At 38.5% G+C, this 23607-nt stretch carries 20 protein-coding genes; 19 read left to right on the forward strand and 1 reads right to left on the reverse strand.

The features are described 5' to 3' along the window. Positions 1 to 81 precede the first annotated feature (81 nt). Positions 82 to 1362, reverse strand: coding sequence for an ornithine--oxo-acid transaminase (gene rocD / locus WA338_RS11930; RefSeq protein ID WP_336093484.1), 1281 nt, complete (start codon positions 1360 to 1362; stop codon positions 82 to 84). Between the two features lie 269 nt (positions 1363 to 1631). On the opposite strand from rocD, the gene rlmD reads away from it, so the two are divergent. The 19 genes from rlmD to WA338_RS12025 all read left to right on the forward strand — a co-directional run bounded on the left by rlmD (position 1632) and on the right by WA338_RS12025 (position 23467). Further along, complete coding sequence (rlmD, locus tag WA338_RS11935; protein WP_336093485.1) at positions 1632 to 3044, forward strand: 23S rRNA (uracil(1939)-C(5))-methyltransferase RlmD; 1413 nt, start codon at positions 1632 to 1634, stop codon at positions 3042 to 3044. Positions 3045 to 3050: 6 nt separating this feature from the next. Beyond that, on the forward strand, positions 3051 to 3548 hold the full coding sequence (locus WA338_RS11940) for a DUF6452 family protein (protein ID WP_272984846.1): 498 nt from the start codon (positions 3051 to 3053) through the stop codon (positions 3546 to 3548). Next, positions 3514 to 4257: a DUF6048 family protein gene (locus WA338_RS11945; RefSeq protein ID WP_273016961.1), complete on the forward strand. Its 744-nt coding sequence runs from the start codon at positions 3514 to 3516 to the stop codon at positions 4255 to 4257. The genes WA338_RS11940 and WA338_RS11945 overlap by 35 nt, the downstream gene beginning before the upstream one ends. 32 nt (positions 4258 to 4289) lie before the next feature. Next, positions 4290 to 5213, forward strand: coding sequence for a CPBP family intramembrane glutamic endopeptidase (locus tag WA338_RS11950; protein ID WP_272984849.1), 924 nt, complete (start codon positions 4290 to 4292; stop codon positions 5211 to 5213). Positions 5214 to 5241: 28 nt separating this feature from the next. Then, complete coding sequence (locus WA338_RS11955) at positions 5242 to 6048, forward strand: TrmH family RNA methyltransferase (RefSeq protein ID WP_272984851.1); 807 nt, start codon at positions 5242 to 5244, stop codon at positions 6046 to 6048. 10 nt (positions 6049 to 6058) lie between these two features. After that, on the forward strand, positions 6059 to 7291 hold the full coding sequence (locus WA338_RS11960) for a M48 family metallopeptidase (RefSeq protein WP_273016962.1): 1233 nt from the start codon (positions 6059 to 6061) through the stop codon (positions 7289 to 7291). Between the two features lie 86 nt (positions 7292 to 7377). Further along, positions 7378 to 9594, forward strand: coding sequence for a RelA/SpoT family protein (locus WA338_RS11965; protein WP_009780488.1), 2217 nt, complete (start codon positions 7378 to 7380; stop codon positions 9592 to 9594). 23 nt (positions 9595 to 9617) lie between these two features. Next, a complete protein-coding gene (locus tag WA338_RS11970; RefSeq protein WP_009780489.1) occupies positions 9618 to 10106 on the forward strand; it encodes a Fur family transcriptional regulator in 489 nt (162 codons plus the stop codon). Then, a complete protein-coding gene (locus tag WA338_RS11975; RefSeq protein WP_272984857.1) occupies positions 10107 to 11378 on the forward strand; it encodes an adenylosuccinate synthase in 1272 nt (423 codons plus the stop codon). A 132-nt stretch (positions 11379 to 11510) separates the two neighbouring features. Beyond that, positions 11511 to 12563, forward strand: coding sequence for a zinc-binding metallopeptidase family protein (locus tag WA338_RS11980; protein WP_272984859.1), 1053 nt, complete (start codon positions 11511 to 11513; stop codon positions 12561 to 12563). Positions 12564 to 12611: 48 nt separating this feature from the next. After that, positions 12612 to 13181 carry a class IV adenylate cyclase gene (locus WA338_RS11985; protein WP_272984861.1) on the forward strand — a complete coding sequence of 190 codons (570 nt, stop codon included), beginning with the start codon at positions 12612 to 12614 and terminating at the stop codon, positions 13179 to 13181. An 89-nt stretch (positions 13182 to 13270) separates the two neighbouring features. Next, complete coding sequence (locus WA338_RS11990) at positions 13271 to 15100, forward strand: OstA-like protein (protein ID WP_273016963.1); 1830 nt, start codon at positions 13271 to 13273, stop codon at positions 15098 to 15100. After that, complete coding sequence (locus WA338_RS11995; protein WP_009780494.1) at positions 15090 to 16280, forward strand: aspartate aminotransferase family protein; 1191 nt, start codon at positions 15090 to 15092, stop codon at positions 16278 to 16280. Before WA338_RS11990 ends, WA338_RS11995 begins: the two co-directional genes overlap by 11 nt. Before the next feature lie 115 nt (positions 16281 to 16395). Beyond that, the gene (locus WA338_RS12000) at positions 16396 to 17793 is read left to right on the forward strand and encodes a tetratricopeptide repeat protein (protein WP_009780495.1); all 1398 of its coding nucleotides are present in this window, start codon (positions 16396 to 16398) and stop codon (positions 17791 to 17793) included. Between the two features lie 129 nt (positions 17794 to 17922). After that, complete coding sequence (locus WA338_RS12005; RefSeq protein WP_009780496.1) at positions 17923 to 18903, forward strand: DUF368 domain-containing protein; 981 nt, start codon at positions 17923 to 17925, stop codon at positions 18901 to 18903. Continuing rightward, a complete protein-coding gene (locus WA338_RS12010; RefSeq protein WP_273016964.1) occupies positions 18893 to 19915 on the forward strand; it encodes a DUF368 domain-containing protein in 1023 nt (340 codons plus the stop codon). Before WA338_RS12005 ends, WA338_RS12010 begins: the two co-directional genes overlap by 11 nt. A gap of 57 nt (positions 19916 to 19972) precedes the next feature. Further along, positions 19973 to 20704 carry a shikimate dehydrogenase family protein gene (locus WA338_RS12015; protein WP_272984870.1) on the forward strand — a complete coding sequence of 244 codons (732 nt, stop codon included), beginning with the start codon at positions 19973 to 19975 and terminating at the stop codon, positions 20702 to 20704. 84 nt (positions 20705 to 20788) lie between these two features. Beyond that, positions 20789 to 22834: a DUF349 domain-containing protein gene (locus tag WA338_RS12020; RefSeq protein ID WP_009780499.1), complete on the forward strand. Its 2046-nt coding sequence runs from the start codon at positions 20789 to 20791 to the stop codon at positions 22832 to 22834. 3 nt (positions 22835 to 22837) lie between these two features. Beyond that, entirely contained in the window at positions 22838 to 23467 is a 630-nt protein-coding gene (locus WA338_RS12025; RefSeq protein ID WP_272984872.1) for a class I SAM-dependent methyltransferase, read from the forward strand. The last annotated feature ends 140 nt before the right edge of the window (positions 23468 to 23607 follow it).

A 23607-nucleotide genomic window follows, 5' to 3' on the forward strand; every position in this document is an offset into this window, starting at 1 on the left:
AGCATTTAACGCTTTGAAGATGCCAATAAAAAAGGAGCGCAAATTGCGCTCCTTTTTTATTAAAATATATTCAGCTTTCTATTATTTCTCAAATGCCTTTAAGGTCTTAATGATGATAGCAACACAATCTAGCAATTGCTCCTCATTCATGACCAATGGTGGTGCAAAACGAATGATATTTCCGTGAGTTGGTTTTGCCAGCAATCCGTTTTCTTTTAAAGCCATACAAATGTCCCAAGCCGTACTGCTGTCTTCAGAATCATTGATCACAATGGCGTTCAACAATCCGCGACCGCGAACCAAATTCACGATAGAACTTCCTTGGATATATTCATTGAGTTTTTTACGGAATAATTCTCCTAAAACTCTAGCATTTTGAGCCAACTTCTCATCTTTCACCACATCTAGCGCAGCCATTGCAACTGCTCCAGCTACTGGGTTCCCACCAAAAGTAGAACCATGTTGACCTGGTTTAATAACATTCATTACAGGATCATCGGCCAATACTGCAGAAACAGGATAAGCTCCACCAGAAAGTGCTTTTCCTAAAATTAAAATATCTGGACGCGTATAGGTTTCCTGCTGCTCACAATGCCCTTCGCAAGTACAGTTACCACAAACAGCAAGTAAGGCTCCGGTGCGTGCGATACCGGTTTGTATCTCATCTGCAATAAACAATACATTATGTTCTTTGCATATGGCTTGTGACTTCTTTATAAAATCATCACTTGGCGTGTAAACACCAGCTTCGCCTTGTATAGGTTCAACTAAAAAACCTGCGATATTATCATTTTCTTTTAAAGCTTTTTCAAGCGCTTCGGTATCATCGTACGGTATTTTTATAAATCCCGGAGTGTACGGACCAAAGTTTTTACGCGCATCTTCATCATTTGAAAATGAAATGATCGTAGTCGTTCTTCCGTGAAAATTATTTTCACAAACAATGATTTGCGCATCGTGCTCAGGCAAACCTTTTTCTTCATATGCCCATTTACGCGCAATCTTAATCGCAGTTTCAACAGCCTCTGCTCCGGTGTTCATCGGCAGTAACTTATCAAAACCAAAATATTCGGTTGCGTATTTCTCATAACGACCTAACATATCATTATGAAATGCACGAGAAGTCAGGGTTAAGACTTCGGCTTGTTTTGTCATTGCGCCAACAATGGCAGGGTGACAATGCCCTTGATTAACTGCTGAATATGCAGATAAAAAGTCATAGTACTTTTTATCTTCTACATCCCACACGTGCACGCCTTCACCACGTTTTAAAACCACAGGAAGTGGATGGTAATTGTGTGCGCCGTGCTTGTCCTCAAGAGCAATCGCCTCTTGTGAAGTAAGTTGATCTACAGTAGTCATTTTGTAAAAATTTTAAAGGTAATCTTTCAACGATTCCTGCTTTTGATGCTTCAAGGGATAAATGCGTTGAGACATCTTTTTTAAGGAGAGAAATCATCCTTTTAAGAAGTTGCAAAGTACTAAAAATAAAACGAAAACCTCAAGACTACCGCTTCGGTATCGGGTATATAACGCTTCTTTATAAAAGTTATAACATCAACTTAACAAATGAAAAAAACATAATAAGAAAGCATTTCTGCAGATCGTCTTATTTATACTATTTTTGCCGCGTGTCAAGAAGAAAGAAATCCAGAAAAATATTCTCAAATGTGTTGGTCACAGATGCCGGCGCAAAAGGGAAGTCTATTGCAAAAGCGCCAGATGGTCGCGTAATTTTCATCAGCAATGCTGTGCCAGGTGATGTGGTAGATATTCAAACTATGAAGCAACGCAAAGCCTATTATGAAGGTAAAGCGATTAAAATTCATGAATATTCTCCTAAACGCACCGAGCCGGTTTGTAAACATTTTGGAACCTGTGGTGGTTGTAAATGGCAAAATATGCATTACGACTATCAGCTGGAGTATAAGCAGCGTGAAGTCGTAAACAACCTACAGCGTTTGGGTAAAATTGAATTACCCGAAATCACTCCCATTAGCGGTAGCAAAGACATCTATTTTTACAGAAATAAGATGGAATTTTCTTTTAGCGACAGCAAGTGGCTCACGTTGAAGCAAATTCAAAGCGATGAGATCATTGAAGACCGCAATGCCCTTGGATTTCATATTCCGGGAATGTGGGATAAAATTCTCGACATCGACAAATGTCACCTACAACGTGACCCGAGTAACGCCATACGCAACGGCGTAAAAGAATTTGCTACGCAAAATAATATTCCGTTTTTCAATACACGCAATCAGGAAGGTCTTTTGCGCACGCTTATGATTCGCACGAGCAGTATTGGTGAATTGATGGTTTTAGTACAATTCTTTAAAGACGATCAAGAACCTCGTGAGCTAGTGATGAATTACCTAAAGGAAACTTTTCCTGAAATCACATCGTTACTTTACGTCATTAACGAAAAAGGAAACGACACCATTTATGATCAAGAAGTACTGTGTTACGCAGGAAGAGATCATATTTTTGAGGAGATGGAAGGGCTCAAGTTTAAAATTAACGCTAAGTCTTTTTATCAAACCAATTCTGAACAAGCGTACGAACTGTATAAAATCACGCGTGATTTTGCCGGTTTAAATGGTGATGAGACGGTTTTTGACCTGTATACAGGTACCGGAACTATTGCACAGTTTGTAGCCAAAAAAGCCAAAAAAGTAATTGGTGTTGAAGCTGTTCCCGATGCAATTACCGCCGCTAAAGAAAATGCGCAATTAAACGGAATAGAAAACGTTGAGTTTTATGTGGGTGATATGAAAAATGTATTTAACGATGCATTTATCGCACAACACGGCCAGCCTGACGTTGTGATTACAGACCCGCCACGAGATGGAATGCATAAAGACGTTGTTGCTCAACTTATCAAGATCAAAGCAGATCGCATCGTTTATGTAAGCTGTAACAGCGCAACGCAAGCTAGAGATTTAGCTTTATTAGATGAATACTATAAGGTAGAACGCGTGCAACCTGTTGATATGTTTCCGCAGACGCATCACGTAGAAAATGTGGTTTTATTAAAACTGAAATAAAAGCTAATGCTTAAAAACGGTATTTTATTACTTCTTTTAATTGTTGTCATTTCGGTCTCTTGTGAGCGGGATGATATCTGTGCAGCGAGCACACCTACTACACCGGTACTCACTATTGGTTTTCAAGATACCGACAATACCACTGAAGAAAAACCGCTTAATATTACTATTTACAAGCCTGATTTTTCTGATAGCCTACCGTACACCAGTAGTTCACAGGTAGAAATCCCATTGCGAACAGATACTACGGCTACAGTTTTGGTTTTTGTCAAAAACCCGAATAACCTCGTCGCAGCCGAAGATCCTGATAACGCAGATACGGTGACTTTTAATTATACACCGCAAGAAGAATTCATCAGCAGAGCTTGTGGCTACCGCGTGAGCTTTTCAAATCTCACTATTCAATACAATCCAGGTACCGATGGACGATGGATTGACGATATTATTATTAACACCAGAACCATAACTAATGAAGACACCACACAGGTTTTTATTCGTCATTAGTTTTACACTGGTGACTTGTTTTTCGCTTTGCGCGCAAAACGAACAAGGGATCGCTCAAGAAAGCGCTACAGATTCAACAACTGTAGACACGCTTGATACTGCAACCAAAACAAACAGCTACGGGTTGCGCATAGGTGTAGAACTTAGCAAACCCTTGCGTTCTTTTCTTGATGACACCTATCAAGGTCTGGCGATAGTTGGTGATTTTAGAATTAAAGACCGGTATTATCTGGCCGGAGAACTAGGTACCGAAACCAAAGAATTTAATGAGCCTACTTATGATGCTCAAGTTGAAGGAAGTTATCTAAAAGCCGGAATCAATTACAATGCTTACAACAATTGGGAAGGGATGTCTAATCTCATTTACGTTGGATTTCACTTAGGCTTTTCCACATTTAATCAGGACCTGAATAATTATACCATTTATACTACCAATTCTTTTTACGAGCCTGATGTACGCACCAATCCTCGCAATTATTCTAACCTTAATTTGATCTGGGCAGAACTTCAGATGGGACTTCAGGTAGAATTATTTAATAACTTATATATGGGTCTCAACGTGCAATTGAAGCGTATTCTTTCACAAAAAGCGCCTGACGACTTTACAAACCTATATGCTCCGGGATATAACAAAGTCACTTTTGATAATGTGTATGGCGCCGGCTACGGGTATACGATTTCTTATCTAATCCCTATTTTTAAAAAGTAAGGCAGAAAAGAAATTTTTATAATTAAGCCGAAATGGGATTACGCTCACGAATTCACATCATTAATGATTTCATCAAAAAGCCAGATGATATCCCACTTCAAATTTCTCTTTGGCAAAAACTGAAATTTTTAGTTTCCGGGATAGTTTATGATTTTGGTGTTGCCTTCCTCTTGATCATTTTTATAAGTTTTCTCGCGCCTTTAACCGAAGACTATGAAAACATATTAAATCAGGAACTGTACAGTTTTTGGATGACGATTGTTTTTGTTACCATTTTGCCTCCCCTACTCGAAGAACTCATCTTTAGATTTCCTCTTAAATACAAGCGCAACTATCTGATGCGTTTGATCGCTTACCTCTTTAAAGTTGACCTAGAAACCTTCTGGAGAAAACACCTGCGTATTATCGTCTATCTATTTTCGGCAGCATTTGGCTTTGTGCACATCTCAAATTATAGCAATGTCGATTTTTTATTCTTTGTGTTGTCACCTATTCTTGTTGGCGCTCAACTTTTTGCAGGAATTATTTTTAGTTTTTTCAGACTAAAACTCGGTTATATTTGGGCGATTTTGGGACATTTTAGTCATAATTTCATCCTGATTATGATGGGGATTCTTTTCTATCACAATGTATTTATGACGCTTGTTGACGATGACGAAGTAAAAATAGAAGCCGCCGGACTTACTTACTTGGTTGATGAAGCGCCACGTTTGACTTTTGAAACCACTTCTAATGGAAATCTCCTGTGCCTTGAAGCACAAAATTTCAGTTTACAAAAAGTGGTTAACGCACTCTATGAAGAGCAAGACAGCTTGATCATAAGAGATAATGAAAGACTTCATCTTAAACTGATTAGCAAACAAGATTCTGGATATTCTAAAACCAAATTTCTTGAAACACTTAAGGAACATTATGTTTTTAAAAAAGTGGTCGACAGTACTTCTAATAAAGAATAAGCTGCTACAGCTTTAGTATCTTTGCTTTATGATTAAAGAAATCAGCAGCACACAAAATCCAACCGTCAAGCACTTTGTTGCGCTTCAGGAAAAATCCAGAATTCGTCGTAAAACGGGTGAATTTCTAATCGAAGGCGTACGCGAGATCAATCTCGCTTTGGATGCAGGGTTTCAACTGGTGCAACTTCTCTTTTGTTCTGCGATCGCTACTTTTGAAGAACTTGCAGCGCTTCAGTCAAAACTTTCTGCTGAAGTGACCCAGATCGAAGTTACCGAAGAGGTCTATAAAAAAATCGCTTACCGCTCAGGTACCGAAGGAATTATCGCTTCCGCGAAAGCGAAAAAAAACACGTTATCAGCTCTTGATCTTCCTAAAAACCCGCTAATTATGGTTGCTGAAGCACCAGAAAAACCGGGGAATATAGGAGCTTTATTACGTACTGCCGATGCTGCAGGTGTTGACGCTTTTATCTTGGCAAATCCCAGAACTGATCTTTACAACCCAAACATTATACGCTCTAGCGTAGGCGGACTTTTTACGGTTCCTGTTGCCACGGGAAGCACACAAGAGGTCATTGATTTTCTGCAACAAAAAAACATCGCGATTTACACCGCGATTTTACAGGAAGCGATCTCTTATGAAAAACAAGATTTCACCACAGCTTCTGCCCTGGTTGTGGGCACCGAAGCAGACGGCCTCTCTGAAGCTTGGCGTACTGCCGCAAAACAAAATATCATCATCCCAATGCAAGGCCGTTTAGACTCGATGAATGTTTCGGTAGCTGCAGCGATTCTTATTTTTGAAGCACGCAGGCAACGCGGTTTCACTCTTTAAAATCCCTATTATGACACCCACTCTTGTTTTTTATATCATCATTGCTTTTATCGTGATCAGTTTTGCTGTTGACCAATTCCTTGATTGGTTAAATGCAAAACATTTTGATGATCCTGTCCCTAAAGAATTGGCAGATGTTTATGATGGCGAAACCTACCGGAAGTCGCAAGAATATAAAAAAGTAAATGCCAAATTCAGTACGCTTACTTCGAGCTTTATGCTCGTAGTAACTTTATTGTTTTTCTTTCTCGATGGGTTTGCTTTTGTAGATCAAATCGCCAGAAGCATAAGCGACAACGAGATTATTGTTGGTCTTATTTTCTTCGGAATCATTATGCTTGGATCTGATATTTTAACCACACCTTTTAGTTATTACAAGACATTCGTAATTGAAGAGCGTTTCGGTTTTAATAAATCTACACCTAAACTTTTTATAGCAGATAAACTGAAGGGTTGGTTAATGACTATTATCGTTGGTGGTGGTTTATTGGCGCTTATAATTTGGTTTTACCAAATAAGCGGAAATTTATTTTGGGTATACGCCTGGGTAGTCTTTGCGGTTTTTGCTCTGGTAATGAATATGTTTTATGCCAAACTTATTGTGCCGCTTTTCAATAAACAAACTCCGTTAGAAGATGGTTCGTTACGTGATAAAATTGAACAATACGCCGCTACTGTAGGTTTTAAACTAAACAATATTTTTGTGATCGATGGGTCCAAACGAAGCACTAAAGCCAATGCCTATTTTTCAGGATTTGGTTCAGAAAAGCGCATTACCCTTTACGACACCTTGATCAATGATTTGAACGAAGAAGAGATCGTCGCTGTTCTTGCGCATGAAGTAGGACATTACAAAAAAAATCACATCATCATCAATCTGATTTCCTCCATCATCCTCACCGGTTTTACGCTTTGGCTTTTAGGCATGTTCATCAGCAACGCTGTTTTTTCTGAAGCTTTAGGTGTTGATGAACCCAGTTTTCATATAGGCCTTATCGCTTTTGGTATTTTATATAGCCCCATTAGTGGAATCACCGGATTTTTAATGAGCGTGCTTTCCAGAAAATTTGAGTATCAAGCCGATAATTTTGCCAAAAACACCTACGCGGGAGACCCTTTGATCACTTCGCTTAAAAAATTGTCCCGCAACAATCTGAGTAATTTAACTCCGCATCCATTGTATGTAAAATTGCATTATTCTCATCCTACGCTTTTGCAGCGTTACCGCAATTTAAAAGCGTAAAAAACACGCTTTTTATTTATTCAGATAAACCTCAAACACTGTCAAAATCCATTTGCTTTTTTAGGATATAATTGTACTTTTAAATTATGACTCCCGTTGATATAGAAAAAGAAAATAAAGAGCTCGCCAGACAGTATAAAGAACTGTTACGCATAAGTTATCGTACGCTTTCTGATGATGATAAAAAATTGATCAGAGAGGCGTTTGACGTAGCTGTTGATGCGCACAAAGATCAACGTCGTAAGTCTGGTGAGGCTTACATTTTTCACCCGCTTGCTGTTGCACGCATTGTAGCCAGTGAAATTGGGATGGATGCGACCTCTATTGCTGCAGCGCTCTTGCACGATGTTGTTGAAGATACTATTTATACGCTTGAAGATTTAGAGGAACGTTTTGGCCCTACAGTTGCCAGAATCGTTGACGGACTCACAAAAATCTCAAATCTTAAAAAACACCGGGACGTCTCGCTACAGGCAGAGAATTTTAGAAAGATGTTACTTACCATAAACGACGACGTTAGGGTAATTATCATCAAGATCGCAGACCGTTTGCACAATATGCAAACAATGGATTCTATGCGGCCTGATAAGCAAATTAAAATTGCAAGTGAAACACTATACATCTATGCTCCTCTTGCGCATAGAATAGGGCTTTACAACATCAAAACCGAACTTGAGGATCTTGGTCTAAAATACACAGAGCCAGAAATATTCAAAGATATTTCTCGCAAAATGAAAGAGACCAAAGAGCAGCAAGATCAATATATTGAAGAGTTTACACGCGCGGTTCAGCAATCGCTTGATAAAGAAATTCTGGATTACGAGATCAAAGGCCGCCCGAAATCTATCTATAGTATTCGTCGTAAAATGCTCAAACAGAATATTCCGTTTGACGAGGTTTATGACAAGTTTGCGATCAGAATTATTTACAAGGCAACCCCTGAAAGCGAAAAATTTCTGGCTTGGAAAATCTATTCCATAGTTACAGATCACTTTAGACCCAATCCCACACGCTTACGCGACTGGATTTCATCTCCAAAATCAACTGGATATGAAGCGCTTCACATCACCGTTATGGGCTTAAAAGGACGTTGGGTTGAAGTGCAAATACGTTCTGAGCGTATGAACGAAATTGCAGAAAAAGGTTATGCTGCGCATTATAAATACAAGCAAGGAGCTTCCAATGAAAATGAAGAAGACCAAACCCTTGATGAATGGCTTAACCGTCTACAAGATGCCCTCGAGAATAATGAGACCAACGCTGTTGACTTTGTAGAACAATTTAAACTCAACCTTTACAACAAAGAGATTTTTGTATTTACGCCGCAAGGGGATCTAAAATCCTTACCAAAAGCGGCTACACCGCTTGATTTTGCTTTCAGTATTCACACCGAAATAGGAATGCATACCCGCGGCGCTCGTGTAAATGGAAAATTGGTTCCACTAAGTCACGAATTAAAAAGTGGAGATCAAGTGGAGATCATCACTTCTGAGCATGCAAAGCCTAACAACAACTGGTTGGATTATGCAACGACTGCCCGCGCCAGATCTAAGATTAAATCTTCGCTTAAAGACGAGAAGAAAACCATCGCCGAGGACGGTAAAGTGATTCTTACCCGCAAGTTGCGCTCTCAAAAAATCTCGTTGGATCAAAACATCATCAATGAGATGGTCATTTATTTTAAGCTTAAAACGAGCCTGGATCTTTTTTACAGAGTAGGTATCGGAACGATCGACAATAAAATGATCAAAGAGTATGCAGCCTCACGCAGCAGTGCCATTGTAAGCTTCTTTAAGAATAAGATCAGAAAAACACCGGTTGCAGAAAACGTAGACAAAGATGAGATTACCGATAAATTTGACCTCCTTGTTTTTGGTAAAGACGAGCAAAAGTTAGACTACACCCTAGCTCCTTGCTGTAACCCTATTCCAGGTGATAAAGTTTTTGGTTTCACTACCGTTTCAGACGGTATCAAAGTGCATAAACAAAACTGTCCTAATGCGATTCAATTACAAAGTAATTATGCCTATCGCATTATTCCTGCAAAATGGATAGACTCCTCTGCTCAAGAATTTAGAGCAGATCTTGAATTAACAGGAATCGACACCCTCGGACTGGTTAATCACGTGACCCGTGAAATTTCAGAACATATGCACGTAAATATGCGTGGCTTGAATTTTACCACCAACGATGGCGTTTTTAAAGGTAACATTACGGTCATCGTTCAAAACAAGAAGCATTTACACAGGCTCATCGAAAACTTGAAAAAAATAAACGGTATCGACAAAGTCATACGTCTGTAAATGCGTAAGTTTGCAAAACTATTATGATACCAAAAGCTACAATAAATAAAGATCAGGAAGTCGTTAAAAACGTCTTCACTAAGTTTCTAGAAGAAAACGGTCATCGTAAAACTCCAGAGCGTTATGCGATCTTACAGGAGATTTATAATTACAATGATCATTTTGATATCGAGACCCTGTACATCAGTATGAAGAATAAAAAATATCGGGTAAGTAGAGCGACGCTTTACAACACGATAGAACTTCTACTGGCTTGTGGTTTAGTGCGTAAGCATCAATTTGGCCAAAACCAATCTCAATATGAGAAATCCTATTTTGACAAGCAGCACGACCACGTTATTCTTACAGATACCGGTGAGGTCATAGAGTTTTGTGACCCGCGTATCGAGTCTATCAAAAAAACCATAGAAGAGGTTTTTGATATTGATATCAATAAACACTCCCTTTATTTTTACGGTAACAGAAAGCAAAAAGATTCAACCGAAAATACAACCGAAGACAACAACTCATAAATGGCAGTAGATTTACTTCTTGGTCTCCAATGGGGAGACGAAGGTAAGGGCAAAATCGTAGATGTTCTTACAAAAGATTATGATATTATTGCGCGCTTTCAAGGCGGGCCTAATGCAGGACACACCCTTGAATTTGATGGCATCAAACACGTTTTACACACGATCCCATCGGGTATATTTCACGAGAACGCCATCAACCTTGTTGGTAATGGCGTCGTGATTGATCCTGTCATCTTTAAAAAAGAATTAGACAATCTAGCGCAGTTTAAACTGAATATCGCAGAGAAACTTCTTATTTCGCGCAAAGCGCACTTAATCTTACCTACGCATCGCTTACTTGATGCTGCTTCTGAAGCTTCAAAAGGAAAGGCAAAAATTGGTTCTACTTTAAAAGGTATCGGCCCAACGTATATGGATAAAACCGGGCGTAACGGTATTCGCGTAGGAGACCTTGAGCTTGAAGACTGGAAAGACCGCTATGCAGCATTAAGAGACAAGCATATTGATATGATTGACTTTTATGATGCAAAAATTGAATATGATCTTGACGAATTAGAAGCTGAATTCTTTAAGGCTGTCGAAGTTTTAAAAGAGTTAACCTTCATCGATTCTGAAGAATATCTATACCAGGCACAACAAGCCGGAAAATCTATTTTAGCTGAAGGTGCACAGGGATCTTTATTAGATATTGATTTTGGAACCTATCCTTTTGTAACATCTTCAAATACTACTGCCGCCGGTGCTTGTACAGGACTTGGAGTAGCACCTAATCAAATAGGTGATGTATTTGGGATTTTTAAAGCATACACGACACGTGTAGGCTCTGGCCCCTTCCCTACCGAACTTTTTGATGAAGTTGGTGAAACTATGGGACGCGTAGGTAACGAGTTTGGAGCAACTACAGGAAGACCTCGCCGTTGTGGATGGTTAGACCTTGTAGCACTAAAGTATGCTGTTCGCGTAAACGGGGTAACCCAATTGATGATGATGAAAGGCGATGTTTTGAGTGGTTTTGACACGCTTAAAATTTGTACGCAATACAAATATAAAGGCGAAGTTATTGACCACCTTCCTTACAACATCGAGCCTGAAAATGTAGAACCTGTATATTCTGAAATGAAAGGCTGGGAAGAAGACCTTACCAAAATGAAAGGCGATGAGCAACTTCCTAAAGAGCTTAATGCGTATATCGAATTCTTAGAAAAAGAATTAAATGTACCTATCAAAATCGTTTCTGTGGGACCAGATAGAACACAAACGATTCACAGATAGTTACAAGACCATATTAATTGATAAAAATCCGAAGTACTGCTTCGGATTTTTTTATGCATTATTTCTAAAAGCATTAAGAAAAGTTAGTCCAGCTAAACACTACATTTACAACAAACTACCAACCATAAGCCCATGAAACTTTTTCAGTGTACTAATTGTAAGAATCCGGTGTATTTCGAAAATACAACCTGCGAAAAATGCGGTAATAATTTGGGCTACTTCAATACAATTGAAGAAATTCTTTCCTTCCCTGCAGCAAGCAAAACAGTTTATAGTCCGTTACAGCAAGGGAGCGCACTCACCTACTGCGCCAATCACAAGCACAATGCTTGCAATTGGCTGGTTTCTACCGAAAGTGGCACTTCTTTTTGTGAAGCTTGTAGTTCTAATCGAACTATTCCCGATTTGAATGATGCAGAGAATAAACTGGATTGGCAGAAAATTGAAACAGCAAAACATCGCTTATTTTACTCACTTCATAAACTGAAGCTTCCTACAAAATTCAACATTAATGATCAACCGCTGAATCTTAGGTTTGATTTTTTGGCTCCAGATCCTAACAATCCTTCTGCCATAAAAACAGGACACGCAAACGGATTGATAACACTTAATATTCAGGAAGCCAATGCAGCACATAGAGAATACATCAAAGAGCAACTTTCAGAACGCTATCGAACGCTTTTGGGGCATTTTAGACACGAAGTTGGTCACTTTTACTGGGAAGTTCTAATTCAGCCTAACCCAAAAAAACTTGAAGAATTTAGAGCACTTTTTGGGGATGATACTCAAGACTATGGTGCTGCCTTGCAAGCGCATTACAAAAATGGCGCACCTGAAAATTGGCGCGAAAATTACATCAGCAGTTATGCAACCATGCACGCTTGGGAAGATTGGGCAGAAACTTGGGCCCACTACCTGCATCTAATGGATATGCTAGAAACCTCGTATAGCTTTGGTCTAAGCTTAGATCCAGAAATATCTAAAGTACCTAACCTTGAGGTTGCCTGTGATTTTGACCCCTATGAGGAAAAAGATTTTCAGAACATCATTAAACATTATTTACCCCTAACCTACGCGCTCAATTCGCTTAATCGAAGTATGGGGCATCAAGATGCTTACCCATTTGTGCTTTCCCCTCCGGTTATAAAAAAATTGACTTTTATTCATAAAGTCGTTCAGTTTTAAATTTCTTCTAAGCTTAGATGTGTATTTTTAGTTTACAAAAAGCATTTTATGTACGAAGTAGAACTTACTGCACGGCTAAAAGATTATGAGCAAACACGTACTCAAATTCAAAAGCTGAATATTGATTCGCACTACAAATTAGATTACGACGATCGCTATTATGACATAAACGCTAAGCTCACTCAGGAAGATCAAGAATTTAGATTACGTACGAAAACAAATCTGGATACTGCTGAGGCCAAACACTACCTCACCTTTAAAGACAAGCCTTTTGAGCAAGTAACACGTTCAAAGCCTGAATATGAAACCTTAGTTTTAGACCATTATAACACGGAGCAGATCCTTTTTAAGTTAGGTTACCAAAAAAGCGCGCATTATACCAAGCATTGCGAAATCTTCAATCTAAGGTATTTAGAGGCTTCAGTTGAAATTGCTTTGGTCCAATTTGACGAACTCAAAGATTCTTTCATTGAAATCGAAACCAACACCAACGTAGAATCTCACACCGATGCACTTTTTGAAAAGCTTTACGCGCTTATGGAAAAAATAGGCGTTTCAAAAAGTCAACTTACTAAAGATTTTTACATCGAGATGATCAAAGCGGCGCAAAGGGAATAGAATTCACAGGTTTTAAACGCTTTAGATTTTTGATTTGAACACATACTTGAAGCGGCTGTTTTTCCGTTATATTTGCATCAAAATTTGCTATGCTCAATTTTTTTAGAAAAAGCGCACTTCTGTTTCTCGTTCTTTTTTCGATTAGTCTTTCGGCTCAAGAAAAGAAGGAGTTGGATATTCAATCTGACGTTTCACAAATCGATGAAGAGAAATATCCCGGAGCCTTGGTAATGTACAAAAGCACTAAGCAAGTATACATTCAGCACGAAGGTATTGAGATGTGGTGTGATCTAGCTTTTCATTATAAAGCTGAAAATTTTGTGCGCGCCATTGGTAATGTACGTATGAAGCAAGGCGATACCATAAGTATGCGCAGCAATTATGCCGAGTATAATGGCGACACACAATTTGCCTGGGCTTCTGGTGGTGTCAATCTCAGAACACCAACCGCTACCTTAGACACAGATACACTTTATTTTAATCGAATAAAACAACAGGCCTATTACAGAACCGGAGGTACATTACGCGATACTGCTAGTGTTATCGAAAGTAAAATAGGACGGTATTATTTAGATCAGGATAAATATTCCTTTATTCAAAATGTAGTTGTTACCAATCCTGAATATGTAATTAATAGCGACCAACTTGATTTTTATTCAGAATCTGGTGCCGCTTATTTATACGGCCCGTCTACCATTACAAGTGAAACCAGCACCGTGTATTGTGAGCGTGGGTATTATGACACGCGCAATGACAATGGGTATTTTGTTAAAAATTCGCGCATAGACTATGACAATCGCACCGTGTATGGCGATAGTTTATATTTTGACCGTCCTACAAGTTTTGCTTCGGCCACAAACAATATACGCGTTATAGACACCGCAAATAACAGTGTGATCAAAGGACATTATGCTGAAGTGTTCAAGGATAAAGATTCAGTATTCATTACAAAAAGAGCCGTTGCGATAACGGTACAAGATCAGGATTCGATTTATGTACACGGCGATCGACTTGTGGTAACCGGAGTTCCTGAAAAACGCATCGTACGCGGCTATTACAATGTACGGCTTTTTAAAAGTGATATGAGCGGTAAAAGTGACTCCATTCATATCAACCAAGCCAATGGTCTTACCCAGCTCATTGGGAGGCCTGTGTTATGGAGCGGCCTAAGCCAGATGACGGGCGATTCTATTCACTTACAAAGCAACACAAAAACCGAACAATTAGATTCACTTCATGTTTTTGACAATGCATTTTTGGTACAACAGGATACGATTCCGCTGTTTGATCAAGAGAAAAGTGGATTCAATCAAGTGAAAGGAGATGTCCTCTACGGAACATTTCAAGACAATGCGCTTCATCAGATAGATATTATAAAAAATGCTGAAAGCATCAATTATATGCGTGCTGATGATGGAGAATTACAAGGAATAGACAAAAGTAAATCGGCGTCGATTAGAGCCATTTTAGAAAATAATGCGCTGGTAACGATTACAAAATTTAAGCAGGTTGATGGTGAGGTTTTTCCACTTTCAAAATTCCCTAAAGAATCCAGAGAATTTGAAGGATTGGTCTGGCGTGGTGACGAACGTTTGCTCACAAAAGAAGATATTTTTAAAGGAGAGGCTCCTTTTACACTTACAAAAATTGAAGGTATACCTCTGCCAGAAATCGATGAAGACTTCTTTGATAACAGCATTCCTGATGAAGAACTCGATATTCCTGAAGCCTCAAAACTGACTCCCTCAGATCTAAAAAATCGAGAGGAAGACGCTCCAGAGATTGGCGTCCCAATGAGTGATAAGGCAACCATAAAAAAGGAAACTAAAACTCCGAAAAGAGAAAAACCTACTCCTAAATTTAAAGTCAAAGAATTGCCCAATTTAAAAGCTAAAGATTCAACAGATAATGAAAGCTGATTTCCTTAAATATCAGGCGCAAACGAGTCCGCATCCTCTTGCGATGGAAGTTTCGCACGCTAAAGGCAGCTACATTTATGATACTTCAGGAAAAGCGTATTTAGACTTTGTAGCCGGAGTTTCTGCTGCGAGTATCGGGCATTGCCATCCTGCGGTAGTAAAAGCCATTCAAGAGCAAAGTGAAAAATATTTGCATGTGATGGTATATGGTGAATATGCCCAAGACCCGGCAGTTGAATTGACACGTTTAATTGCTGCAAATCTTCCTGATCCACTAGAACAAACCTATTTGGTAAACAGCGGTACTGAAGCTATAGATGGCGCAATGAAACTCGCCCGTCGAGTCACCGGCCGTAGTAAGATCATTTCTGCAAATCAAGCCTATCACGGGAATACCTTTGGCGCATTGAGTTTGATGAATTATGAGGAACGCGTTGCACCGTTTAGACCAGTTGTAGGTGACATCTCTCATATCAACTTCAATAGTTTTGAAGATCTAGAAAAGATTACCGAAGATGTAGCGGGTGTTGTTTTAGAAACCATTCAAGGTGGTGCCGGATTTATTCAACCAGAAAATGGCTGGCTTACTGCGGTAAAAAAGCGCTGTGAAGCAGTTGGCGCACTTTTAATACTAGACGAGATACAGCCTGGGTTTGGAAGAACAGGAGCTTTTTTTGGTTTTGAGAATTATAACGTGGTTCCTGATGTTGTGGTAATGGGAAAAGGAATGGGCGGCGGAATGCCCATTGGTGCTTTTACCGCTTCAACGGCGCACATGCGTTTACTTTCAGACAATCCTAAAATGGGACATATAACCACATTTGGTGGTCATCCTGTCATTGCAGCAGCAGCTTTAGCAACCTCAAAAACGATCTTAGAAGGAGACCTCATTCAGCAAACTTTAGAAAAAGAAAACCTGTTTAGAAGCTTATTGAAGCATCAACTCATTACCGAAGTTCGCGGTAAAGGGCTTATGCTGGCTGCCCTTACGCCTTCCGCAGAAATTACAAACGAGGCCATCTTGATGGCTCAAGATGAAGGTTTAATTTTATTTTGGTTGTTGTTTGAAACTAAGGCCATTCGCATCACCCCACCACTCACCATCTCTGAAGATGAGATTGTTAAAGGTTGTGAGATCTTGCTTAAGGTTTTAGATAAAATAGCGACTAAATTGTCATAATCAGCTGTTTGGGCGCAATTGTTGATTACTTTGTTAACAACAATATGTAGCGCACAGCCTTCTGCCTATTATCCTTTATAAATTTATATAGGCAGAAATTTTAAAAGCAACGTGTATGAAGTTTAATCAAGAACACGAAGAGAATAATTTCCCGCTCACCCGTTTTGAATCTATGTTAAAGACAAATGATGTCCTTTTCTTCGATTCGGATGAATTTGAGAATATTGTCAACCATTACTTAGAAAATGGCAAAATTGCACTCGCAAAGAAAGCTGTAAAACTTGGTCTTGACCAGCACCCTTCCTCCTCAAACCTCAAGCTTTTTAAGATTGAAATTTTAATTTTTGAGAACAAGCTTGATGAAGCAGATCGTTTACTGGCAGAACTTTATGAATTAGAACCTCAAAACGAAGAAGTTTACATTCAAAAAGCCAATATTTTCTCTAAACGAGATGATCATAAAATGGCGATCGAATTGCTAGAAACTGCTCTTGAACTTACAGACGCCGATGCCGATATCTATTCTCTTATAGGAATGGAATATTTGTTTATGGACGACTTTCAAAAAGCTAAATACAGCTTTATGAAATGTCTGGAAGTTGATGAAGATGACTATTCGGCATTGTATAATGTGATTTATTGCTTTGACTTTTTAGAACAACACGAGGAAGCAATAGATTACCTCAATATGTTTCTTGACAAAAATCCATACTGCGAAGTGGCTTGGCATCAAGTAGGGAAACAATATTTTGACCTGAAAAATTACACCAAAGCACTCGCTGCTTACGATTTTGCGATTATTAGTGATGACACCTTTATCGGCGCTTATTTTGAAAAAGGAAAAGTGCTTGAAAAATTAGGTCGCTATAATGAAGCGATAGAAAATTATCAAATAACTTTAGGCTTAGATGATCCCACATCATTTGCCTACTTAAGAATGGGTAAATGCTATCAAAAGTTGCATTGTGATGATCTTGCCATTGAATTCTTTTTAAAAACGGTAAAAGAAGATCCATTGCTAGACAAGGGTTGGATCGCGATAACCGATTTCTATACCAAGAAGATGGATTATCAAAATGCGCTCTACTACATCAACAAAGCCATAAATATTGATGGTGAAAATGTTTTGTATTGGAAACGCTATGCGAAAATAAACAACCGTTTAAAATTTTACGAGGAAGCAGAACGCGGTTATCGTAAAACCTTAGAATTAGGTAACTATGAACTAGACACCTGGTTGACCCGATGCGATATTCTTATTTACCTGGGTGAATATGAAGCAGCCGTAACCAACTTGTTTGAAGCCATAGAGTTTTATCCTGAATCTCCTCAGATTGAATTTAGATTAGCAGGCTTATACTTCAGCCTAAATCAAGATGAAAAAGGATATTTTCACCTGGAGAATGCTTTACGTTTAGAACCGGATTATGACATCATTCTCGAAGAACTTTTTCCTTTTGTCTATGCCAAACGCAGCGTCTTGAAAAAAATAAAAAAGGCAAAAAAATCCTAAAATTAAAGGCAAAATTTAAACAGAAGCCACATTGTAAAAACGATGTGGCTTTTCTTTATACTATCCCTGCGGTTTAGAGATAGATTTTATATTTCTTTCATACATTTGAGGCATAATCAAAACCAAACCATGTCTCAGAAACGATCTCTAGTTAATTATGCTGTCATTACTTTAAAAGGTTTGGCTATGGGTGCTGCAGATGTAGTTCCTGGAGTATCAGGAGGAACAATCGCATTTATCGCCGGTATTTATGAAGAACTCATCGCCACGATAGATAAGCTAGATACATCCTTTTTTAAAGTTTGGAAGAAAGAGGGATTCAAAGCTGCTGCAGAAGCATACAATTTAAAATTTCTTGGTGCTCTTTTTTTAGGTATTGGCCTCAGTATTCTATCCCTTGCAAAGCTCATTACCTTCTTATTAGAAGAACACCCGCTGTTGCTTTGGGGATTCTTTTTTGGACTCATCGTTGCCAGTATTCTTTATATAGGATCTCAAATTAAATCCTGGAATGTTGGTGTAGTTATTTCAGGCGTAATAGGCATTGTGGTCTCATACTACATCACCATTGCAGAGCCTTTGAGTACCGGTGCGAGTTATTGGTTTATTTTTCTTTCAGGATTTATAGCAATCATTGCAATGATCCTTCCGGGAATATCGGGTTCTTTTATCCTATTACTTTTAGGCTCCTACAGTATTGTTTTAGGAACCGTACGTAATTTTGTTGATGCGCTTTTAGCCTTAGACTTTTCGGCGCTTAAAGACGCTTTATTACGCCTCATTCTTTTTATGTTGGGATGTGTTACCGGTTTAAAAGCATTTTCTAAAGTACTCACCTACCTCTTTAAAAATTATCAAAACCTTACGCTGGCATTACTCACCGGTTTTATGATTGGTGCTTTAAATAAAGTTTGGCCTTGGAAAGAGGTGCTTTCTTATCGCACAAATTCGCACGGGCAGCAAGTTCCGCTTCTAGAAAAAAGCATTTTGCCACAAAATTTTGAAGGCGACCCTAAAATCATTTTGGTAAGCGTATTGGCAATAATTGGCTTTTTAACTATTTTTCTGTTAGAACGCTTTGCGAATTCTAAACAAAATAATGGAATCTAAACACCGCTCTTTTTCAGATAAAATCTGGCTGGTACTTAAGGGGCTTGCTATGGGAGCGGCCAATAAAGTACCCGGCGTTTCTGGTGGTGTTGTAGCTTATGTTGCAGGGTTTTATGAAGAATTTATTTATTCGCTACAAAAAGTGAATAAAAATGCGTTCAAACTCCTTTTGAACGGAAGGTTCCGCAGTTTTGTACGCTATGTAAATGGAAGATTTTTATTTCTGCTCATTTTAGGAATGATCATCAGTTATTTTAGCGTTTCAAAATTACTTGATGTAGCGATTGAGCATTATCCGCTTCATGTATGGAGCACATTTTTTGGGATGATCATTGGCAGTATTTACTACATAGGTAAAGATTTTGACGACTGGTCTCAAAAAAATATCATTATTCTTTCACTGGGAATCATAACCGGAGTCTTGATAAGCTTGTTAGAACCTGCTACACAAAATGACAATCTCATCTTTGTATTTTTCTGCGGAATCATTGGCGTCTCTGGGATGACCTTACCCGGATTATCAGGATCATTCATTTTGATTCTCCTAGGTAACTATGTGTTACTTCTGGTAGATTCTGTAAATGCGCTATACGACACCCTATCCGATTTGGTTCAAGCTGATTTTTCTTTCATAAACGATCCGCATCGTGTGCGTTTATTAAAAGTAATTGCGGTATTCACCTTAGGTTCGGTTACCGGTTTAGTCACCTTGTCTAACTTTTTAGGCTACTTGTTAAAGCACTATAAAAATCAGACAAACGCCGGAATCATTGGGTTTATCGCAGGTTCTTTAGGCGTTGTTTGGCCTTGGAAAAACCCTGTTTTTGAACGCAACGAATTAGGCGAAATTAACTACGACCGCGTAGGTGATCCTATTCTTACCAATTATGATCGTTTTTGGCCTTCGAGTCTTTCTTTAGAAAACTGCCTGGCAACGGTTTTTATTCTTATAGGTATTTTTAGTGTGGTTGCTTTAGGAAAATACGGGGAAAAAACCCGTGCAAAGAATTAAACTAAAGCTGACATTTGCAGCCAACCCAACCAAAAACTATTGAATTACCCAACCGATATGATTAAACTTGGACTTATAGGAAAAAACATTGACTACTCGTTCTCTCGAAAATATTTTACCGAGAAATTTGAAAATGAATCCATTGACGGTTTATATTCAAATTACGACTGCACTACACCAGAAGAGGTAAAAAATCTTTTAGACACCAATGAGGATTGCGATGGTTTTAATGTGACTATTCCGTATAAAGAAGTGGTAATCCCCTATCTTGATGAGCTTAACAAACACGCAAGTGCTATAGGAGCTATTAATACCATCAAGCGCCTGACTAACGGCAAACTCAAAGGCTTCAATACCGATTATTTAGGCTTTCGCAAGTCGCTTCAACCGTTTTTAACTGTTCAAAAACATACACACGCGTTGATTTTAGGTACCGGCGGCGCATCAAAAGCGATTGCTTATGCGCTTGAGCTCGAAGATATTTCGTTCAAATTTGTATCAAGAACTCCTAAAAAAGACCAATTTTCTTACGATGCGCTCAATGCTGCATTGCTTTCAAAATATACCCTGATCATCAACACGACTCCGTTGGGCACCTACCCCAACATAACAGATTGTCCTAAAATACCTTACAGGTTGCTTTCTAAAAATCACTTGCTGTATGATCTTGTGTATAACCCGGTTGAAACTCAGTTTCTTAAAAACGGAAAAGAACACGGAACCCGCATCTGCAATGGTTATGAGATGTTGAAACTTCAAGCCGAGGCCGCCTGGAAAATCTGGAATTAGCAGCCTTCTACCCTTCTGCTCTTGTTAATTGCTTACTTAATAGTATCTTTAAATACTTATTAAAGCACCATAACATTGAAACAAATGTCAGAAGAAAAAAAAGCATCCAATACCGATAAGAATGTTGAAGAAACTGCTTCAAAAGATTCAATAAAAGAATCTCAAGAAGCTAAAACTTCGGCTAGCGAAACTCAGGAAGCATCTACTACGCAAGAAGAAGAGCTGGTTACAGAATCTATAGATGTAATTAAAGACGCAAAAACCAATGACGCTAATGAAGAAGAGCATGACGAGGATTTTGTAGCAGAAGATGAGGAGGATGATCAAGATAGTGATCCTGATGATCTTGACGCTGCTCTTAATGAAGATAGTGAAGATGAGAGCGCCTCTGAGCGTCACGACATTCCTAAAAAGGATTATGACAGCCTAAGTAAAGAAGAACTCATCAAAGAGTTTAAATATTTGCTTAATAATCATAAAGTTCAAGCGATTAAAGAACATGTAACCGAGTTGCGTGCAGCTTTTATTTCGCAATTTGAAGATGAGCAAGAGCAGGCTAAAGAAAAGTTTCTTGAAGAAGGTGGAAACATCATCGACTTCAGGTATTATAGCCCGCTTAAGAAAGAATTCAATTCGCTTTATTTCGATTATCGCGACAAGCGCAACAACTACTATAAAAATCTCAAAAAAGATCTCAACGCCAATCTGGAGACACGCAATGCACTAATTGAAGAGTTGAAAGAGCTCAAAAATGAAGTTGGTGGTGAAGACAGTATAAATACCACTTTTGAGAAGTTCAAAGACATTCAGGAACGCTGGAGAAATGCCGGTAATATTCCACGTGATCGTTACAATCTTGTGTGGAACAATTACCACCATCACATTGAAAATTTCTACGATTTTCTACATCTCAACAGAGAGTTTAGAGATAAAGATTTTAAAGAAAATCTTGACAAAAAACTTAAGCTTATCGAGCAAGCAGAAGAGCTTGCGCAGGAACCTGACGTAAATCGCGCATTTAAGGAGTTACAAATGCTTCACAAAATCTGGAAGGAAGAAGTAGGTCCTGTGTCTAAAGAATATCGTGAAGAAATCTGGGAAAAGTTTAGTGCAGCTACGCGTAAAATTCACGATGCACGTCAAGAATACTTCAAAAACATTGATAAGGTTTATGAAGAAAATCTTGACAAAAAACAGGAAGTAATCGCAAAAATTGAAACAATTGCTGCTAATCCTGCCTCAGCTCACAATGGCTGGCAAAAGCAAATGAAAGAGGTTAATGCCTTGCGTGAAGAATTTTTCAAAATAGGTAAAGTGCCTAAAAAGGAAAATGAACCTACCTGGAAAGCTTTCAAAAAGGCTACTCGAGAATTTAATCATAACAAGAATAGCTTTTATAAAAACCAGAAAAAACAGCAATATGAAAACTTACAGAAAAAGCTAGAACTGGTTCAAATAGCCGAAGACAATAAGGACAACGAAGACATCAAAGTGACCATAGATCTGATGAAACGCATTCAGGCAGATTGGAAAAAAATTGGTCACGTTCCTCGTAAAGACAGTGATAAAATTTGGAAACGCTTCAAAAAAGCGTGTAATCACTTCTTTGACCGTCTTCACGCTGAAAAGAAAGAAGTTCTTGAGGAAGAAAAAGGCAATCTAGAAGAAAAAAATACTTTACTAGAAAAAGTAAAGAATATTGAATTATCGGGTAATCATGAAGATGACCTGAAAACGATCAAATCAATCATTAAAGAATGGAAAGATACCGGCCGGGTACCGCATTCTAAAAAGAGCATCGAGCAAGATTTTAATAAAGTTTTAGACGGCTTGTTTAAGAAGCTAGACTTAAGTAAGAAAGAATCTGAACTTATCAAATATGAAAATCGAGTTGCAGCGATCGCCGATGAAGACAGTAATCAAGCACTCAATAAAGAGCATTATTTTATAACCAAAAAGATTGATGAAGTAAAAGCCGAAATCAATCAGCTTGAAAATAATTTAGGGTTCTTTCAACACGTTGATGATGATAATCCATTAGTCAAAGAAGTGCATAAAAATATTGCCGCACACAAAAAGACTCTAGAAATCTGGAAAGCTAAGTTAAGTAAGCTTAAATCGCTTTATTAAGCTATGTCTTGTCCGCTCTGTAAGCACGATTCAGATTATTTTGGGACATATCAGGGCAGAATTTATAACAGATGCACATTTTGTGCATCTGTTTTTTTAGACCCTAACGATCTTCCTTCAGCAAAAGCTGAAAAAAAACGCTACGACAAACACGAGAACAGTCTAGACAATAAGGGCTATCTAAAATTTCTAGAACCGCTGCGTAATGCTGTTGTTAAAAATCAAAGTGCTTCTCAAACGGGTTTGGATTATGGTTGCGGTCCTAATCCTGTATTATCTAAGTTATTGAAGAAAGAAGGGCTTCGGATCAGGCAATATGACATCTATTACCACAATGAAGCTTCGGTATTACAAGAAACTTACGATTATATTGTTTGTTGTGAAGTCATTGAGCACTTTCACAATCCTTATGAAGCGTTTTCACAATTAAAATCCCTATTAAAACCAAAAAATAGTAAGCTCTACTGCAAAACAGCACTACTTCAGCCCGAACAAGATTTTGAATCCTGGGCATACAAAAATGATTTTACCCATAGTTTTTTTTATTCAGAAAAGGCTTTACAGTTTTTGAAAGAAGAGTTTCAGTTTAGTGAACTAGTAATGCAGCCTGATTATTTTATACTTGAAACGTAATCTATCTCAGAGCAAGCCTGGCTGGTGACAAAGGCGGGCACATAAGAGTTTGTCAAAAATGAATTTTCAATTTCGCGGCATCCTGATAGCTATAGGGACTTCCTAATAAACCTATCGGCGGTACCAATAAAAAAAGCGCA

The sequence above is a fragment of the Leeuwenhoekiella sp. CH_XMU1409-2 genome (genome assembly GCF_037029365.1).
Taxonomy (GTDB): Bacteria; Bacteroidota; Bacteroidia; order Flavobacteriales; family Flavobacteriaceae; genus Leeuwenhoekiella; species Leeuwenhoekiella blandensis.

What these genes read in the sequence shown, in the direction of transcription:
- WA338_RS11975 (WP_272984857.1), top strand. Translation starts at nt 10,107, where the DNA reads ATGGCAGTAGATTTACTTCTTGGTCTCCAATGGGGAGACGAAGGTAAG.
- WA338_RS12000 (WP_009780495.1), top strand. Translation starts at nt 16,396, where the DNA reads ATGAAGTTTAATCAAGAACACGAAGAGAATAATTTCCCGCTCACCCGT.
- WA338_RS11950 (WP_272984849.1), top strand. Translation starts at nt 4,290, where the DNA reads ATGGGATTACGCTCACGAATTCACATCATTAATGATTTCATCAAAAAG.
- WA338_RS12015 (WP_272984870.1), top strand. Translation starts at nt 19,973, where the DNA reads ATGATTAAACTTGGACTTATAGGAAAAAACATTGACTACTCGTTCTCT.
- WA338_RS11985 (WP_272984861.1), top strand. Translation starts at nt 12,612, where the DNA reads ATGTACGAAGTAGAACTTACTGCACGGCTAAAAGATTATGAGCAAACA.
- rocD (WP_336093484.1), bottom strand. Translation starts at nt 1,362, where the DNA reads ATGACTACTGTAGATCAACTTACTTCACAAGAGGCGATTGCTCTTGAG.
- WA338_RS12020 (WP_009780499.1), top strand. Translation starts at nt 20,789, where the DNA reads ATGTCAGAAGAAAAAAAAGCATCCAATACCGATAAGAATGTTGAAGAA.
- WA338_RS12005 (WP_009780496.1), top strand. Translation starts at nt 17,923, where the DNA reads ATGTCTCAGAAACGATCTCTAGTTAATTATGCTGTCATTACTTTAAAA.
- WA338_RS11995 (WP_009780494.1), top strand. Translation starts at nt 15,090, where the DNA reads ATGAAAGCTGATTTCCTTAAATATCAGGCGCAAACGAGTCCGCATCCT.
- WA338_RS11970 (WP_009780489.1), top strand. Translation starts at nt 9,618, where the DNA reads ATGATACCAAAAGCTACAATAAATAAAGATCAGGAAGTCGTTAAAAAC.
- WA338_RS11980 (WP_272984859.1), top strand. Translation starts at nt 11,511, where the DNA reads ATGAAACTTTTTCAGTGTACTAATTGTAAGAATCCGGTGTATTTCGAA.
- WA338_RS11955 (WP_272984851.1), top strand. Translation starts at nt 5,242, where the DNA reads ATGATTAAAGAAATCAGCAGCACACAAAATCCAACCGTCAAGCACTTT.
- WA338_RS11945 (WP_273016961.1), top strand. Translation starts at nt 3,514, where the DNA reads ATGAAGACACCACACAGGTTTTTATTCGTCATTAGTTTTACACTGGTG.
- WA338_RS12010 (WP_273016964.1), top strand. Translation starts at nt 18,893, where the DNA reads ATGGAATCTAAACACCGCTCTTTTTCAGATAAAATCTGGCTGGTACTT.
- WA338_RS11940 (WP_272984846.1), top strand. Translation starts at nt 3,051, where the DNA reads ATGCTTAAAAACGGTATTTTATTACTTCTTTTAATTGTTGTCATTTCG.
- WA338_RS11990 (WP_273016963.1), top strand. Translation starts at nt 13,271, where the DNA reads ATGCTCAATTTTTTTAGAAAAAGCGCACTTCTGTTTCTCGTTCTTTTT.
- WA338_RS11965 (WP_009780488.1), top strand. Translation starts at nt 7,378, where the DNA reads ATGACTCCCGTTGATATAGAAAAAGAAAATAAAGAGCTCGCCAGACAG.
- WA338_RS11960 (WP_273016962.1), top strand. Translation starts at nt 6,059, where the DNA reads ATGACACCCACTCTTGTTTTTTATATCATCATTGCTTTTATCGTGATC.
- WA338_RS12025 (WP_272984872.1), top strand. Translation starts at nt 22,838, where the DNA reads ATGTCTTGTCCGCTCTGTAAGCACGATTCAGATTATTTTGGGACATAT.